Origin of the sequence: Granulicella sp. L60 (assembly GCF_009765825.1) — a bacterium.
GTDB lineage: Bacteria > Acidobacteriota > Terriglobia > Terriglobales > Acidobacteriaceae > Edaphobacter.
In genome coordinates, this window is sequence record NZ_LMUR01000022.1 from 77774 (window position 1) to 94354 (window position 16581).

At 62.1% G+C, this 16581-nt stretch carries 13 protein-coding genes; 4 read left to right on the plus strand and 9 right to left on the minus strand.

Going from position 1 to position 16581, the window contains the following annotated elements; translation table 11 throughout:
- Positions 1 to 558: putative Ig domain-containing protein (locus tag GSQ82_RS21325; protein ID WP_254061833.1), on the minus strand; the 558-nt coding region annotated here is incomplete at its 3' end.
- A gap of 105 nt (positions 559 to 663) precedes the next feature.
- Here GSQ82_RS21325 and GSQ82_RS21330 point away from each other — a divergent pair.
- Entirely contained in the window at positions 664 to 984 is a 321-nt protein-coding gene (locus GSQ82_RS21330; protein WP_158794322.1) for a hypothetical protein, read from the plus strand.
- On the opposite strand, the gene GSQ82_RS21335 is transcribed toward GSQ82_RS21330, so the two are convergent.
- Positions 959 to 2797 (minus strand): AI-2E family transporter, encoded by a 1839-nt coding sequence (locus tag GSQ82_RS21335; protein ID WP_158794323.1) that lies wholly within the window; start codon positions 2795 to 2797, stop codon positions 959 to 961. The genes GSQ82_RS21330 and GSQ82_RS21335 overlap by 26 nt on opposite strands.
- Positions 2798 to 3002: 205 nt before the next feature.
- On the opposite strand from GSQ82_RS21335, the gene GSQ82_RS21340 reads away from it, so the two are divergent.
- Positions 3003 to 4361 carry a DUF2252 domain-containing protein gene (locus GSQ82_RS21340; protein WP_158794324.1) on the plus strand — a complete coding sequence of 453 codons (1359 nt, stop codon included), beginning with the start codon at positions 3003 to 3005 and terminating at the stop codon, positions 4359 to 4361.
- Between the two features lie 16 nt (positions 4362 to 4377).
- Here the strand turns inward: GSQ82_RS21340 and GSQ82_RS21345 are convergent, their stop codons facing one another.
- Complete coding sequence (locus GSQ82_RS21345; protein WP_158794325.1) at positions 4378 to 5601, minus strand: multidrug effflux MFS transporter; 1224 nt, start codon at positions 5599 to 5601, stop codon at positions 4378 to 4380.
- Positions 5602 to 5803: 202 nt separating this feature from the next.
- Positions 5804 to 7123, minus strand: a complete 1320-nt coding sequence (locus tag GSQ82_RS21350) for a TCR/Tet family MFS transporter (RefSeq protein WP_158794326.1) — start codon at positions 7121 to 7123, stop codon at positions 5804 to 5806.
- A 213-nt stretch (positions 7124 to 7336) separates the two neighbouring features.
- On the opposite strand from GSQ82_RS21350, the gene GSQ82_RS21355 reads away from it, so the two are divergent.
- Positions 7337 to 8146: a hypothetical protein gene (locus tag GSQ82_RS21355; protein WP_158794327.1), complete on the plus strand. Its 810-nt coding sequence runs from the start codon at positions 7337 to 7339 to the stop codon at positions 8144 to 8146.
- A 40-nt stretch (positions 8147 to 8186) separates the two neighbouring features.
- On the opposite strand, the gene GSQ82_RS21360 is transcribed toward GSQ82_RS21355, so the two are convergent.
- The 3 genes from GSQ82_RS21360 to GSQ82_RS21370 form a co-directional block, all read right to left on the minus strand.
- A complete protein-coding gene (locus tag GSQ82_RS21360) occupies positions 8187 to 9062 on the minus strand; it encodes an aldo/keto reductase (RefSeq protein ID WP_158794328.1) in 876 nt (291 codons plus the stop codon).
- 73 nt (positions 9063 to 9135) lie between these two features.
- Positions 9136 to 10806 (minus strand): multicopper oxidase family protein, encoded by a 1671-nt coding sequence (locus GSQ82_RS21365; protein ID WP_254061834.1) that lies wholly within the window; start codon positions 10804 to 10806, stop codon positions 9136 to 9138.
- A 111-nt stretch (positions 10807 to 10917) separates the two neighbouring features.
- Positions 10918 to 12588: a phospholipase C gene (locus GSQ82_RS21370; protein ID WP_158794329.1), complete on the minus strand. Its 1671-nt coding sequence runs from the start codon at positions 12586 to 12588 to the stop codon at positions 10918 to 10920.
- Between the two features lie 176 nt (positions 12589 to 12764).
- Here GSQ82_RS21370 and tgt point away from each other — a divergent pair, with 176 nt between their 5' ends.
- Positions 12765 to 13931, plus strand: coding sequence for a tRNA guanosine(34) transglycosylase Tgt (gene tgt / locus GSQ82_RS21375; protein WP_158794330.1), 1167 nt, complete (start codon positions 12765 to 12767; stop codon positions 13929 to 13931).
- Positions 13932 to 14235: 304 nt separating this feature from the next.
- Here the strand turns inward: tgt and GSQ82_RS21380 are convergent, their stop codons facing one another.
- On the minus strand, positions 14236 to 15645 hold the full coding sequence (locus GSQ82_RS21380) for a DUF3300 domain-containing protein (RefSeq protein WP_158794331.1): 1410 nt from the start codon (positions 15643 to 15645) through the stop codon (positions 14236 to 14238).
- Between the two features lie 390 nt (positions 15646 to 16035).
- Positions 16036 to 16581 (minus strand): M28 family metallopeptidase (locus GSQ82_RS25415; RefSeq protein ID WP_158794332.1); only part of this gene is annotated, 546 nt, incomplete at its 5' end.

Consider the following 16581-nt stretch of genomic DNA (forward strand, 5'->3'; position numbering starts at 1 on the left):
TCCGGAGAGAACGCCGGTGGTGGAGAGAGTGAGGCCGGTGGGGAGGCTGCTGCCGAAGGGCGTGAAGGTGTAGGGGAGGGTGCCGCCGGCGATCTGGATGGCGTTGTTGTAGGGAGAGCCGACGGTGGCTGGCGGGAGGGTGCTCGCAACGACTGTGAGGGGCGGGCCGATGGTCAGGGAGAAGGCCTGGGTGGCGAGGTTCTGGGGGGTGGATGCGTCGGCTACCTGCGCGACGAAGGGAAAGGTGCCGGGGGTGGTGGGGAGACCGCTTAGGCTGCCGGTGGGCGAGAGGGTGAAGCCGGTGGGGAGGGTGCTGCCTTCGGCGAGTGAGAAGGTGTAGGGCTGGAAGCCGTTTGTGGCTTGGAGATTGACGCGGTAGGGGGTGTCCAGATCGGCGTAGGGGAGGGTTTTGGTGGTGATGGAGACGGGTGTGACTGGGGTGTTCGGCGTGTCTGGAGGCGCGACTGGGGACGTGACTGGCGACGTATTGGAGGCGCAACCGGCGAGGAGAAGGCAGAGAAACAAAGGTGCCAGGGGGCAGAGAGATCTTTTGAGCATGAAGGGTGGTCTGGTGAAACGAGGCTGCGAGGTGTCAGTGTAGCGTGGCACGAGCGGTGGGGAAGTACACCATTTGTTTGATACGTAGCGAGTTGGTGACGAGAGGTGGAGGATATCGCCATAGAGAGCGATTCTTCGGTGGGTGTAGACCTGGAAGTTGCCTCAGGAGCGCTGAAATCCCTCGGTTTTATTGGGTTTTATGCCACAGTCAAAGGCTGGGGTATCCGGCCTAGGAAGAACAGACAAAAGCAGAAGCAGATCCCTGCGGGATTACAACAAAAGGACAAAACAAAAGGCAAACAACAGCAGGAACAAGTACAGACGCAGATCCCCTACGGGGATGACAAACAAAAGGGCAAACGAAACAGAACAAAACAAAGCAGGGCTTTGTCGATACAGGCTAGATGCGGATGGAGGTCTGGCTGATGGGTTGGTTGTTCCAGTGGGTGATCTGGTTGAGGGCTTGTTCGAGGGTGGTGACGACGGCGTTGGGGCGGCCGTTGCCGAAGCGTTCGGCGATGACGTCGGCGTCGTCGGTGGCGGTCCAGAGGCCTACGACGATGCGGTTGTGGGGCAGGTGGGCGCGTACGCGTTGGCAGGTGGCGCGGGCCTGGGAGAAGGCGAAGGGCGGAAGGGCAGAGACGAAGATGACGGTGCGCGGTTCTTTGGCGAGGCTGTCGAGGATCTCGGAGGAGACGGAGACGGCGGAGAGGAGGAGGGTGGGGTGGGCGGCCTGCTCCATGAGTTGGGCAAGCATGAGGGAGGTGAGCTCGTCGGCCTGGTCGCTGGCGGAGATGCAGATGACGGCGAAGTCGGTTGGGGCGGAGGCGGGGCGAATGGGTGTGGGGAGGGCGAGGGGTGGGGCGTCGGGTCCGCGATAGGGGGTGTATTCGGCGACGAGCTCGCTGATGCAGAGGAAGAAGAAGTTGCAGCGGACGTCGTCGAGGACGCCCTGGTGGCGGTCTTGTTCGACGAGGGAGAGGGCGGGAATGAGGACGGAGTCGTAGAGCTGGACGAGGGGTTTGCCGTTGAGGAAGTGGGCGGCGACGGAGCGGGCCTCGTGCTGGTCCATGGCGAGGAGGCGCTCGTAGAAGTGGGCGGGCGGGGATAGCTCGGCGTCGGTGCCAAGGAGGGTGTGGAGGAAGGACATCTGCGGGACGTAGCGTCCGAGGACGACGATGCAGACGGTGAGGGGGGTGGAGAGGACGAGGCCGGGCCATCCCCAGAGGAGCGTCCAGAAGATGGCCATGGCGAGGAGTGCGAGGGAGGAGATGCCGGTGCGTGAGCTGTAGAGCCAGGGCTCGAAGAAGTTGGTGGCGGTGAGCTCGAGGATGAGGAAGAGGACGATGATGAGGATGGGCTGCTGCCAGGAGGAGAAGAGGGCGATGGAGACGACGAGGGGAAGGACGAGGCCGGTGGCAGTGCCGACGTAGGGGATGACGCGGAGGATGCCGGCGATGGCTCCCCAGAGGGTGGCGTTGGGGACGCCGATGAGATAGAGGCCGGAGCCGAAGAGGATGCCGTAGGAGGCGTTGACGGCGGCCTGCATGACGAGATATTGGCTGATGCGGCTGGCGGCGTCCTGGAGGGCCTGGGTCATGAGGCTGATGCGTCCCATGCCGGCGAGCAGGAGGATACGGTGGCGCAGGTCTTCTCGCTTCATGAGCAGGTAGATGGTGAAGACGATGATGACGCCGAAGACTCCGATGGGCCGGAGGATGCGCATGAGGAGCTCGATGTTGGCTTGAAGCTGGCTGCGGCCGGGATCGACGACGCGGACGGGCTGGGCTTGATCGGAAGGTTGCTGGAGGAGAATGCCTGCGGTGTTTCCGGGCTGGGTGCGGGCTCCGATGCTGAGGTCTTCGCTGATGCCTTCCACGGCGTCGAAGGCTTTTTCGAGGGACTGTTCCTGGGTGGAGTGGACGCCGGCCATCTTCTTCTGGATGTTGAGGCGGTAGGCGGGGAGGGCCTGGGCGACGTCCATGAGCTGGTGGGCGACGACGTAGCCTACGCCGCAGATGCAGCCGAAGGCGAGGATGCCGGTGAGGGCGACGGCGATGACGCGGGGGACGCGGCGGGTCTCGAGCCGGGTGACGGCGGGCGCGAGGAGGAAGGCAAGGGTGAGGGCGAAGGCGAGCGGGACGAGAAGCTCGCGGGCGAAATAGAGGATGAATAGGATGACTGCGAGGAGGAGTACAGGTTCGCCCCTGGGTAAGTCGGTGCTGCGTGTGGGAGACATGTTACCTCGCAAAAACGGTCCGGTATCCGGGCAAGGATACACGATTAGAGGACGAGGAGGATGGATTGAACTGTGCGGAGGAGACGAGATGAGCAGTGGGGGTTACAAATGTCGGGCTACAAATTCGAGATTAAAAATTTGGAGAGGGGCGGAGAGAATGTCGTAGGCTGGTGTTCGGTATGGCTGTGGTGGAGGATGTACGACGATGACGCAGGTAGTGAGTTCGGCAGAGCGTTTTGCGCAGGGGCAGGATCGCCGCAAACAGATGCGTCGCGTTGAGCATAAGACGTGGAAGGGGAAGGATCGGCGGGAGAGCGCGCTGAGACTGCTGAGGGCATCTACGCGTGGGCGGGTGCCGGCACTGGTGGCGCTGAAGAATCAGTTGATGGCGGTTTCGCCGTTCGGGTACTTTCGCGGGGCGGTGCCGGTGATGGCGTACGACCTTTCGCTGATTTCGAATACGGGGATATGCAATCAGCTGTGCGGGGATGCGCATGTGCGGAACCTGGGGGCGTTTGCAGGGCCGGATGGGCGGATCGTCTTCGACATTAACGACTTCGACGAGACGATCGTTGCGCCGTTTGAGTGGGACGTGAAGCGGATGGCGGTGAGCCTGGTGCTGGCGAGTCGCGAGGCGGGAGGGAAGGACCTGCAGGGAAGCGAAGCTGCGTCGGTGTTTCTGGCGAGCTACCGGGCCAGCATGACGGCGTTTGCGAAGATGCCGGTGCTGGAGGTGGCTCGGTACCAGGTGCGGCGGTTGGGGAGTGTTTCGCCGGTGGGTGGGATTCTGCGGATGGCGGAGCGGGCTACTCCGGCGCATACGCTGGCGACGCTGACGGAGGTGAAGAAGGGTGTGATGGGCGGTGGACCGCAGAGGATCTTCAAGACGATACCGCCGACGCTGAAGAGGGTGACGGGTGTGGCGGCGGACAAGGTGGTGGGTTCGCTGAAGATGTATGCGGGAAGTCTGCAGCCGGAGCGAAGGCACTTTCTGGCGCAGTACAAGGTGGTGGATGTGGCGTTCAAGGTAGTGGGGACGGGGTCGGTGGGTCTGCGCGACTACGTGGTTTTTATGGAGGGCAATGGAGCGAAGGATCCGCTGTTTCTGCAGATCAAGGAGGAGGTCGCGTCGGGGTATGCGGCTTATGTCGGCCGTCCGGCTGTGAAGAGCGGACGCGGACATGAGGGGCAGCGGGTGGTGAATGGGGAGCGGGCGATGCAGCTGCAGTCGGATCCGTTTCTGGGATGGACGACGATGGATGGGCGGGATTACCTGGTGCGTCAGTTGAACGATCACAAGGCTTCGATCAAACTGGCGGAGTTGAAGGAGTCGGAGCTGGTGGAGTATGCGGCGGTGTGTGGGGAGATGCTGGCGCGAGGGCATGCGCGGGCGGGCGATGCCGCGATGGTGGCGGGGTATATGGGTTCGTCGGGACGCTTCGACGATGCGGTGTGTGCGTTCGCGGAGGGGTATGCGAATCAGACGGAGGCGGATTGGAAGGAGCTGGTGCGGTCGCTGAAGACTACGGGGAAGAAGGCTGTGGGGAAGAAGACGGCGAAGTGAGGATGGTCATTCGCTGCTAGTGCAGGACGACCGTGTCCTGGTCTTCGCTCTCGACCATCTGCCGGATGCCGGCACGGCCCACCAACAGAACGACCAATGCGACCAGAGCTGTCGATGAGAGCAGCGAGACCACGGAGCTGGCGCCGAGCACGCCGATGCCCATGGAGATGAGTGCGCCTGTTCCTGTCTGCAGGCAGCCGAGTAACGCCGAGGCTCGGCCTGCGTGGCGTGAGTATGGAGCGAGGGCCAGTGCGGCTGAGTTGGGATAGGTCAGCCCTATGCAGGAGAGGAAGAAAAAGAAGAGCACCAGTGTCGCCTTGAGGCCGACGATGTGGCTGCGCATACCGGCGAAGAAGACTGCTCCTATGAGGACTTGTGCGACGAGCGCGACAAAGAAGATCTGGCGGCTGGTGAACCGGCGCAACAGGAAGACGTTCATCTGGTTGCCACCGATGAAGCCCATCACGAGCACAGCGAAGATAATGCCGAATGCTTTGGTTCCCATGTGAAAGCCATCCATGAAGATGATGGGCGCGCCGGCGACGAAGGCAAATAATCCGGCGAAGGAGAACCCGCCTGCGAGGGTGTAGGTGATGAACTGCGGTTCTTTGAGAATGTTCCAGAAGCCCCTCAGCATTGGTCCTGGACGCAGGGAGATGGAGTGATCCGGCTCATGGCCTTCGGGCAGCAGAAAGAATGTAACTGCGAGAATTACAAATGCGATTGCTGCGAGGAGAACAAAGATCCAACGCCATCCCAGAGCGACGATCAGCAGGCTGCCGATGGTGGGCGCGAGCAGCGGGGAGACGCCGATCATAAGGAAGAGGAGGGAGAAGATCTTGGCGCTCTCTTTTACGGGAAAGAAGTCACGGACCATTGCGATGGCACCGACCTGCGCAACGCATCCGCCCAGTGCCTCGAAGAGGCGGAGTGTGACAAACGCTCTGAGGCTGGGGGCCATGGCGCAACCGAGGGAGCACAGGACGTAAACGATGAGTCCGATATAAAGCGGGCGTTTTCTTCCGAAGCGGTCCAACAGCGGGCCGTAGATCATCTGCCCCAAGGCAAAGCCCACAAAGTAGGTGGAGAGCGAGAGTGAGATCTGCGGGGTGCTCGTTTTGAACTCTGCGGCGATGGTGGAGAAGGCCGGCAGATACATATCAACAGCGAAGGGAGTGACTACGCAGAGCGCACCGAGCAGCACGATGATCCAGGTGTTGTGACGGGTGAGATGCGCCATCTGAGCGGGTGTACTCCTCTGGAGAGAGTTCAGTGTGAGCTTGAGAGAGTGCTTCTCAAGCTAAATGTTTAGAGCAAAGACACTATTGGGGAGCGCTGTACTCATCATAAATCTTTCGCAGCGGCGAGCAGATGCTCCCCGACGTATGCGATGAAGTTGCTCGCATATTCCAACGTTGCTATCCGATGAGTTGTAGATGAATTTAATTTACAGGCTGGGGTTGGCTTGCGGTGCGTTGAGCGAGGATGAGGCCGATGAGGAGCATGGCCGCTGAGACGAAGAACGGGGTTCCGGGCAGATGCACGATGGCGTCGGGGCCGATGGATCTGCTGAAGATGTAGGTGAAGAAGGCGGGGCCGATGAGGCCGGCGATTCCGCGGAGGCTGTTGATGGCGCCTTGCAACTGGCCTTGCTCGGAGGGGCCGGTCTTGCGCGAGAGGATGCTCTGCGCGGCAGGCCAGGTGAAGGACATGAGGTTGAGCAGGGGGATGCCGAGCCAGAAGAGGACGCCGGTTTTGGATAGGCCGAACATGGTGTAGCCGATGGCTCCGCCGATGAGGCCAAAGCTCATGGCTCCGCGCTCGCCGATCTTTGCGATGATGGGTTTGATGAAGAGAACGCCGTAGATGGCGGTGCAGATGCCGATGGCGGCGAGTGAGAATCCGACGGTGCGGTCGGTCCAGTGGAAGCGGTAGTCGGCGTAGATGACGTAGACGTTCATCAGGGATTGCTGCGCGATGTAGCCGAGGAGAAGCAAGGCGGCGATGTCGAGCATGGAGCTGTTGTTGAGCAGGTTGAGGGAGCCGACGGGGTTGGCGCGCTTCCATGAGAAGGGGCTGCGGTTCTCTTTGGAGAGGGACTCGGGCAGGACGAAGAGGCCGTAGAGTCCGTTGATGAGGCTGAGCGCTCCGGCAACGAGGAAGGGCAGGCGGGGGTTGACGTTGCCGAGGAGTCCGCCCATGGCAGGGCCGAGGACGAAGCCGATTCCGAAGGCTGCGTTCAACATGCCGAAGGCTGCGGCGCGGCGCTCGCTTGGGGTGACGTCGGCCATGTAGGCCATGGCGGTGGGGATGCTGGATGCGGTGAGGCCGGAGATGACGCGGCCGACGAAGAGCCAACCGAGCACGGGCGCCCAGGCCATGAGGATGTAGTCGAGGCCCATACCGAAGTTGGAGAGGAGCACGACGGGGCGGCGGCCGAAGCGGTCGGAGAGCGAGCCGAGAACGGGTGACAGGAAGAACTGCATGGCGGCGAAGATGGTTCCGAAGATGCCGAGCATGCGGGCCGCGCTGGAGGTGTCGCCGTGGAGGAAGCCTTCGATGAGGCGTGGCAGGACAGGGGCGATCATGCCGAGGGCGAGCATGTCGAGTGTGACGGTGAAGAAGATAAAGGCTGCGGCGGCGCGGCGGCCTGCGGGTGGGCCGGGCGTGAGGGCGACGTCGGGGGAGACGAGTTCGGGCTCGGTGAGGAGGGGATCTGGCGTGATGTTCTGCGCGGGCGAGTTTTGCGGCGAATCGGCCATGCGATTGACGGCTAGTCTACGTGAGTTTTACGGGGTTTTTCTGGATATTTCAGCGATATTTCAGAGGTAAACGGGCTGGAGCAAGTCCTGTTGGGTTGCGGGCTCGTCTGAATCATCAGGCGCGCGGATTGGCTGGAGGTCGTTGCCGGCGTGTTGTACTGGTTTGGTGGTGAGGGATGTGATCTTCGGCTGCCGCGCAGGGGATGAGACGGAATGGGATCTGTTGCACGGATGATGATATTGACTTGCCTGTTGGCGGCTGGAAGTTCGCTGGCGCAGAGCTCGAACGCGGCGCGGCAGGTGGTGGAGACGATGCTGGCGCATGAGAACGATCCAGCGGAGCATCGGATTAAGTACATGTATCTGTCGGAGGAGCGTTCGGAGCGGACGGGCGAGCACTTGTGGCAGGAGCGCGTGGTGGAGACTTCGGTGGGGAAGGTGCGGCTACTGTTGGCTGAGGATGGCAGGCCGCTGAGTGCGGAGCGTGCGGCTGCGGAGAGAGAGCGGCTGGCGCAGATTGTTGCGCGTCCGGAGGAGTTTCAGCGGCGGGAGCAGTCGATGATGAACGATGAGATTCACGCGGAGCAGATGCTGACGCTGCTGCGGAAGGCGTTCTTGTTCGATGATCCGCAGGCGCAGGGTGCGGTGATTCGGATCGGCTATCGGCCCGACCCGGGGTATCAGCCGCGAACGCTGGAGGAGCGCGTGCTGCATGGGATGGCGGGAGAGATTCTTGTGGACCAGCAGACGATGGAGCTGCGCAGGATTGCAGGGAAGATGCCGACGGATGTGAGCCTGGGCTACGGTTTTTTGGGGACAGTGCACGCGGGCAGCAGCTTCGATACGACGCATGAGATGGAGCCGGGCAGCGAATGGAAGTCGTCGGTAGTGGATACGGCGATCGATGGGAAGGCGATGCTCTTCAAAGAGATCAGCAAGAATGCGCATACGGTGCATAGCGAGTTCAAACCGCTGCCGGATGGGATGACGCTCGCGCAGGTTGTCGCGATGCTGGAGCGATGACTTTCTGAGTGCGACGGCGAGATGCGGTGTGAAATTGTGCTTAGGCTGCGGCGACGCGCTGGATGAGATTGTTCTGCTCTTTCTGTGATTCGGCACCGATGGTGAAGGCGTCGAGTACGCCTGTGCCGAGTGCATAGCGGATCGCTTCGGAGGGTTTGTTGCGGAGATCGCCCTGGCCGAGGATCTTCATGCCTACGATTCCCTTGCCCTGGGCGCGCATCTGCTTGATGACGCCGATGACGGTCTCGGGGTCGGCGTCCATGTGGGAGCCGATGGGGTTGAGACGCACGAGATCAACTTCAACCCATGGGGCTGCGGCTGCGGCTCGCAACGCAGGGAGGCTGTGGCAGGAGACGCCGTGCGCGCGGATGACGCCTTTGTGTTTTGCTTCGGAGAGGACGTCCATGATTCCGCGGTAGCGCGTGGTCCAGTCGCCCTCGGTGACGCAGTGGATGAGAACGATGTCGATGTAGTCGACGCCGAGCTCTTTGCGGAAGCGGTCTAGATCGGCGCGGACGCCGGCGGGGTCGCGGTTGTCGGTCTTGGTGAGGACGGTTACTTCGTCGCGGGGAATGTGTTTGAGGGCTTCGGCGATGTAGGGATGGCTGCCGTAAGAGTCGGCGGAGTCGAAGAAGCGGAGGCCGTTGTCGTGGTAGCCGTTGAGGAGAAGCGTGGTGAGAGGCGAGTTGCCGAGGCGGGTCTGGTTGGAGGCGCCGCCGTAGCCGATGGTGCCTGTTCCCATGGCTAATCGGCTGGTGCGGATGCCGGTGTTGCCGAGGACGATTTCGTCGTGCGCTTGAAATTTTTGGGGTAAGGGATCCGGATCGTTGAGCGCGGCGCGAGCCACGGATGATCGAGAGAGCAGGGCGACACCCAGCGTACGGGCCGTGCGGCGAAGGAAGTCTCTCCTTAGCATGGCGCGATCTCCTTACGGATACGATACGCCGATCCATGCATGAGGAAAAGCGTGGGCCGGGTTGTTGCGAAGCTTAGGCGATGACCTCGAAGGGACGCATCATGTCGTTGGACTCGTGTTCGAGAACGTGGCAGTGGTAGAGGTACTTGCCGGGGTAGCCTTCGAAGCGGGCGATGATGCGGGTGATGGATTTGGGTGGACACTGTATGGTGTCCTTCCAGCCGGCTTCGCCTGGAGATGGGGGGACGGCGTCGGCGGTGAAGCGGAGTTTCTTGTACATGAGGTAGTCGAAGGGGTCGAAACGACGGCGGTCGAGGAGCTGGAAGCGCACCAGGTGGAGGTGCATGGGGTGGGTGTCTTCGGTGAGGTTGACGAACTCCCAGATCTCGGTGGTGTTGAGCTTCGGAGTTTCAGTGACGGGCTCGTGCCAGTGCTGACGGTTCAGGAGCATGATCATCGGGTTGCCGACTTTGTCCTGATACTCGTTGAGCGTGATGGTGCGGGTGGTGAGTGCGTCGGATTCGGGTATGCGTTCTATGGTTCGGAGTGAGCGAGGGACAGAGGGGGAGGCTGGGGCGGAGGATTGTTTTGCTACGCGGAGCTGCAGGATGTCGAGGCCGCCGTTGCGGAGATGGATGGTCTGTCCGGCGGAGTGGCTGAAGTCGATGAGCAGGTCGGCGCGCTCTGCGGGTCCGAAGGTGAGGTGTGAGATATCGGCAGGTGCACGGAGCAGGCCCTGATCGCTGCCGATCTGGGTGAGGGGCTGCTGGTTGTCCAAGGAGAGATTGAAGAAGCGGCTGTTGGCGGTGTTCAGCAGGCGGAAGCGATAGAGACGCGGCTCGACTTCGAGGAAGGGGCGGATCTTGCCGTTGATGAGAATGGCATCGCCGGCGAACTCGGGAACCCAGGGGTGGTCGGGATCGCCTGAGGTGGGGTAGAAGAGCTGGCCATCGGCGGTGAGGTCGCGATCGTAGAGGGTGAGCGGAATCTCGTACTTGCCGGAGGGGAGATGGAGGGAGTCTTCCACTTGGTCGCGGATAAGGAACATGCCGAAGAGGCCGGCGTAGCTGTTGAGGCGGGTGAGGCCCATGGCGTGGTCGTGATACCAGAGGGTGGCCGCGTCCTGCTGGAGGGGGTAGTGGCAGGTGCGGCTCTTGCCAGTGGCGAACCAGTCTGTGGGGTAGCCATCGTCTTTGGATGGGACGCGTGCGCCGTGGAGGTGGGCGATGGTGCGGACGTCGGGGATGTCGTGGCCGCATCCGTGGAGGCTGTGATCGATGGGCAGGAAGTGCTGGGTGGGGAGATTGTTAACCCACTCGATCCGGAGGGGATGGCCGCTGCGGGCTTCGATGAGGGGAGCGAGTGCTGTGGGACCGTAGCTCCACATGCGGGTGGGGGCGACGTCGCGATGGATGCGGGCGTGGATCTCGCGCATGGTGATGCGGAGTTTGGCATTGGACGCTGTTGGACGGAGGATCTCGGGGAGGGGGAGCGGATCGACGAAGGGTGGAAGCTCCAGGACGTGCAGCATGGGAGCGGTGGCGCCTTCGGCATTGGGGCGGGGCTGGGATGTTGTCTGCGACATGGCTTGCATGTCGTGGTGCATGCCGGATGCCATGCCCTGCATCTGCGGCTGACTCTGTAACTGGGAGAAGCTGCGGCGGGAGCTGTAGAAGAGACTTAGTGCGGCGGTCTGCTGGAGGAAGCGGCGGCGTGAAGAGAGGAACGAAGTGGAATCTGACAACGGGCGGGACTCCGAATAAGTGACGGTACAAAAAGAAGCACGCACTCCGGTAGTGGGAGTGCGTGCTTTTACGCTACAGCAGGATTGTGAAGTTTCTGTAAACCGGCGCTGCTAGTTGCCTGTGGTGACCTGGCCGGTGGTGGGGCTGAGCAGAACGACGTTGGGGTTTGGCGGAGCGGCCCCGTTGCTGAAGTCGAACATATTGGTGAGAGGACCAGCGATGCTGTCGAAGGAGCCGTTGCCGATACGTGCGCTGGAGGCGAAGGTGTCTTCGATGAAGCGGGTGATGGAGGACTGATCGGTAACGGTGGAGTCGATGACGTTCTTCTTAGCCCAGGGCGAGATAACCATGAGCGGAAGACGGGGACCGTAGCCGCAACGGCCCTGGACGGGGTTGGTGGTGGCGACGCCCGCAAGAGCGTTGGCTCCGTTGGCAGTCGAGGTGCTGCAGACTCCGGTGCTGGTGTAGAAGTCCTGCGAGGAGTTGGATCCGTTGACGATGTTATTGAGATGGTCATACCAGCCGTCGGAGTCGTCGTAGGCGATGATGATGGCAGTGCTGGACCAGAACTGCGACGACTGGATGGCATTGATCATGTTGACGACGAAAGTCTGCTCGTCGAGCGGGTCAGAGTAGCCAGCGTGAGCGTCCTGGTAGCCGGGGGCCTTGAGGAAGCTGACGGCGGGCATGTTGCCTGCGGCGAGCGCATCGGTGAAGTCATGCGTGTCGTACTGGTGGTTGGCAGCATCGGTAGTGCCGATAGCGGCAACCGAGCCGGGACGAGCGTGGGTCAGATTCTGCGTGGTTTTGTAGTACTGGAAGGGCTCGTGGTGCTGGATGTAATCGTTCTTCTTGGTGTTGGTGATCTTGGAGGTGGTGGTGCGGTTGCAGCCTGTTGACCCGTCGGCGTTGGTGACGGTAAGGTCGAAGCCGCCTTCGAAGAAGCCCCAGGTTACGTTGGCTGCGTTGAGGATGTCGCCGACGTTTTTGCCGGTCATGCTGATGGTGCCGGTGCCGGAGCAGATGTCGCCGGTCGGGTCTGCGTCACCGTTGTCGGTGAGGCCGCCCTGGCCGTCGGCGACGGTGGCGCCGGAGTTGTCGGTGTCGATGGCGCCGTTGGTCTGGCCGGAGATGAGGTTGAGGGCACCGGTGGTAGAGGGACCGAATGTGGTGCCGAAGGAGTGGTCGTTGAGCGCGTAGTGCTGGGCGTAGTTCCACATTGCGGTGACGGTGTTGCCGTCGTAGTAGCCCATGGTGAGGCCGTTGGTGTTGGTGATGGCGGCGGCTCCGGTGGAGGCGGTGAGGGTAGCGCCGTTCGGGGTGCCGACGGAGAGCGGAAAGAGGTCCATCTTGCCGTTATCGAAGGCCATCTGCTCCGGACCGTAGTCGTGATCCTGGTCGGCGGTGGCTGCCTGTGCGACATCGAGGCGGAAGGGGTTGGAGGCTCCGGCGCCGTTGGCTGGATTGAGGTTCGGATTCACAGCCGCGACCTTCGTGAGGTTATTGGGCGTTGCAGTTCCTGCGACAGCGGTGAACTTGGAGGAGTTGGCCGGCAGGTTTGCGGCGAGAGGATAGGTGCCGAAGTAGTGGTCGAAGGAGATGTTCTCGCCGAAGATGACGACGACGTGCTTGATGGCTGCCTGCTGAGTGGTTGGAGTAACGACGACAGGAGGAGTGGTGTTGCTATTGCCGTTGCCGGGAGGATTGCTGACTACGCCCTGGCCGCAGCCACTTAGGATGAGGGTCGAAGACAACGAGAGGGCGAGAATTTTCCGAATCATTTTGTAAGGCCTCAGAAGTTGGAAAGATGCGTTGCACCTTATTCTTAGGCTTGGGTGTGTCTGAATATGTGAATTGAATTTGAATGCCAGATGAATTAATGCAAATGGAACATGACGGCGGGCCGGTTGATGCGTCGTAAGGGGTGCTGTGCCGCGTTGCCCATACAATTTGAAGAATGGGATTTTCATTTGAGGTTGTTGGGGCTAAGGCTGCTGAGTCTGGCGCTGCCGGGGTGGCCGGGGGTGGGGGACGTCGAGGGCGGCTGGCGCTGCCGCATGGTGTGGTGGAGACTCCGGTGTTCATGCCGGTGGGTACGGTGGCGTCGGTGAAGGCGGTGGAGCAGGGGGTGCTGGAGGGGATTGGGCCGGAGGATGTGGGGGCGCAGATCATCCTGGCGAATACGTACCACCTGTATCTGAGGCCGGGACATGAGTTGGTGCGGCGAATGGGCGGGGTGCATCGGTTCATGAGCTGGGAGCGGCCGATGCTGACGGACTCGGGCGGGTTCCAGGTGTTCAGCCTGAGCGGGCTGCGGAAGGTGACCTCAGAGGGAGTGGAGTTCCGGTCGCATCTGGATGGGAGCAAGCACTTCTTCTCGCCGGAGCACTCGATGGATGTGCAGATTGCGCTGGGGGCCGATATTGCGATGGTCTTCGACGAGTGCGTGGAGACGCCGGCGACGTGGGAGCGGACGCGGGAGTCGATGGGACTGACGCATGCGTGGGCGCAGCGGTCGAAGGATCGTTTTGAAGCGGAGAAGCACAGGGCGCCGTGGTTTGCGGAGCGTGAGGGTGCGACGCAGAGCCTGTTCGGGATTGTGCAGGGCGGGATGTACGCGGATTTGAGGCGGGAGTCGGCGGCGCGGCTGGTGGAGATGGAGCTGCCGGGGTATGCGATCGGTGGGCTGGCGGTGGGGGAGCCGCGGGAGGTGACGCGGGAGATGATTGCGCGGACGCTGGAGTGTCTGCCGAAGGACAAGCCGCGGTATGTGATGGGGGTGGGGTATCCGGATGAGATCGAGGAGTACGCGAAGATGGGGGTGGACATGATGGACTGCGTGCTGCCGACGCGGGCGGGGCGGCATGGGCTGGTGTTCGCGCGGCAGGATGGGGCGGTGGTGCGGATGAACATCAAGCGCAAGGAGTATGCGGAGGACCAGGGGCCGATTGACGCGGAGTGTGGCTGCATGGTGTGCAGACGGTACACGCGGGCTTATCTGCGGCACCTGTTTGTGGCCGGGGAGGCGTTGAGCGCGACGCTGAACTCGGTGCATAATCTGCACTTTTATCTGGCGACGATGGATCGGGTGCGCCGAGAGCTGGCGGGTGGCTCTGCAGTCTAACGCTCGCTCGGGGTACCCCCACCCCCTGGGGGGTACCCCGAGCTAAGTGGTTTATTTATATAGATATGTAAAAATGGCTCCTTGCAAAAATGTGTAAATAAAGGGTTTACGGGTAAATATTTCTTTCTAAACGGGTTAGGTGCAAAAAAGAGGAAGCCCGCTGAGTGCGGGCTTCCTCTTTTTGTCTCTAGCTCAATTATACAAGCGGGATAGAAACTCATCGGCACTGCGGATCTTGCTTGTTTTGTGTGGGTTGAGAGGAGTTGGGGCTTGACAGCTCTTTTCCTCTCTCGATGAATGCCCCCTATCTCGGCTTACCGTCGTTTCCTCCCCGGTTTCCTCCGGAGGGACGACTTCCTCCGGAGGGACGACTTCCTCCGGAGGGACGACTTCCTCCGGAGGGACGTGCGGCGGACGCGGGTCTTTGGGGTGCGGGTCTGCTTTGGGGCTTGGGTCTTGCCGTGTGCTGGTTGCCGGCTGGACGGGTTTGGGTGGGGCGTGGTTGAGCCGGTCTGGTCTGGTTGCCGGGGCTGGGACGAGTTCCGGGCGTGCCACCTGGTCTGGTGCCTGGCGTGCCGCCGGGTCTGGTGCCTGGGGTCCCTCCGGGGCGAGTTCCCGGTGTTCCAGGTCGATTGCCCGGTGTTCCTCCAGGTCGATTGCCTGGTGTACCTGGCCTGTTGCCCGGCGTACCTGGTCTATTGCCTGGTGTACCAGGCCGGTTGCCGGGATTGCCGGGATTGCCGGGTCTATTGCCTGGGGTGCCTGGGCGGTTGCCGGGGTTGCTGCCGCCGGGACGTGTGCCGGGGCGGGTGCCAGGACGATTACCGGGGCGGCTGAAGCCGGGGCGGTTGGCGTTGTTGGGCGGGCGGTAGTTGCGCGGGCGATAGTTCCAGTTGCCGCCGAATCCGGGGCGGTTTCCGTAGACTACGGGGCGCGGGCGATAGTAGGGTCTTGGCGGACGATAGCCGCCGTGCCATCCACCCCAGGGGCCGTGGTTGTAGTAGATGCTGCGGCCTCCCCAGTTCCATCCCCAGCCGCCCCATCCCCAAGGCTGGTTGTTGACGAGGAGGGCTCCGATGCCGATGCCTACGCCGAAGCCGAGGAGGGTGGAGGCGACGACAGCGCCGGTGCTTGGACCGGCGTAGACGACGGTGGGGTCGTACTGCGGGAGGTAGACGACATCCGGGTTGGCGGGCTGGATGACGTAGACGGGTGCGCCGGAGGCCTGCTGGACTTCGACCTGCTGCTGCGGGGTGCTGCGGAGCGCGCCGGAGGTGTAGGCCTGGGAGCGGAGGCGCTGGATGGAGGCGGCGACCTCGGCCTGATTGGTGGAGACGGCCTCGCCGATGGCGGCGTAGTCGTCGATGTTCTCGGCCATCATCTCGATGACGGAGGGAAAGTTGACGAGGGCGATGAAGGCGGGGTCGAAGCCCTGCTGCTGGGCGGCGTCGGTGAGGGCGGCTCCGGTGAGGCCCTTGTTGGTGGCGAGCCAGTTATCGACGTCGAGGATCTCCTGCGGGTTGGTGGAGGCCGTGGTGATCTGGGCGAGGATGGTGTCGGGATAGAGGGCAACCGGGGCGAGGAGCTGGTCGAGCTCTTGCGGGGTAGGGGGCGGCGGTGGAGCTGTTTGGGCCTGAAGGATGGGTGCGAAGGCCTGGAAGAGAAGGAGGGTGATGAGAAAGAGTGCGGCGGTGATGCTGGGTTTTCTTTGCATGCTGGCCTCGTCGATAGGTGCCGCTATGTAATTGGTCCGTCTAGCCCGTGCCGAACAAGAGTAGAACGTCTTTGCGAAAACTACTACCCGGCGGAGGAAGTTTTTTTGCTGGGAAGGGATGGATGTTTTCTGGATGCCCTGCGGGGTGGTGCGCTCATTCCTGGTGATGTCAAGCTATGGCATGATGCGAAACTGGGCCGGAGGTGATGCGAGATATGGAGAGAGTATTGGCACGTTGAGCGTATTGCGGGTCCTTCGACTGCGCCTCTCGCGATAAAACTGCGAGAGGCTTCGCTCAGGATGACGCTTCTATTGCAATCCATACGTCCCATTAATTTCGCTAGGATGACGCTTCTATCAATCCATACTTTCTGCGAACGGGTGGTTGGGTTATGGGACGAAGCCGGCGGCTTTGAGGGACTTATAGTTGTCGAGCTCGTTGGCTTTTTTGAGCATGTCTTCGACCTGGGCGGGGGTGTCGTGGGGGGCGAAGGGCTGGGCTGAGTCGGCGATGGCATAGGCGGTGGCGGCGGTGGTGGCGACGCCCTGGGTGAGATCGGCCTGGACGACGGAGTCGAAGGTGTCGGAGGCCTGGTGGTGGAGCTTGAAGTACTTGTCGACGTCGTTCCAGAGGACGAGGGTGGGGACGCCGAAGACGTCGAAGCCGGCGTGGTCGGTCTCGAAGAGGAACTCGGTGTCGGGGTTGGTGCCGCTGGAGCCGAGGCCGGCGAGGAGGGGTTCGATGGGGGCGAGGGCGTCTTTTTCGTCGGCGCGGCCCATGAGGTACCAGCCTTTGGAGGGCTGGGCTCCGGTGTCGGAGATGAGGACGGCGTCGATGGAGGGCATGTCTGCGAGATGTTTTTTGGAGTAGGCGTTGGAGCCGACGAGGCCTTCTTCTTCGCCGCCGAAGAGGATGAAGCGCATGGTGCGGCGGGG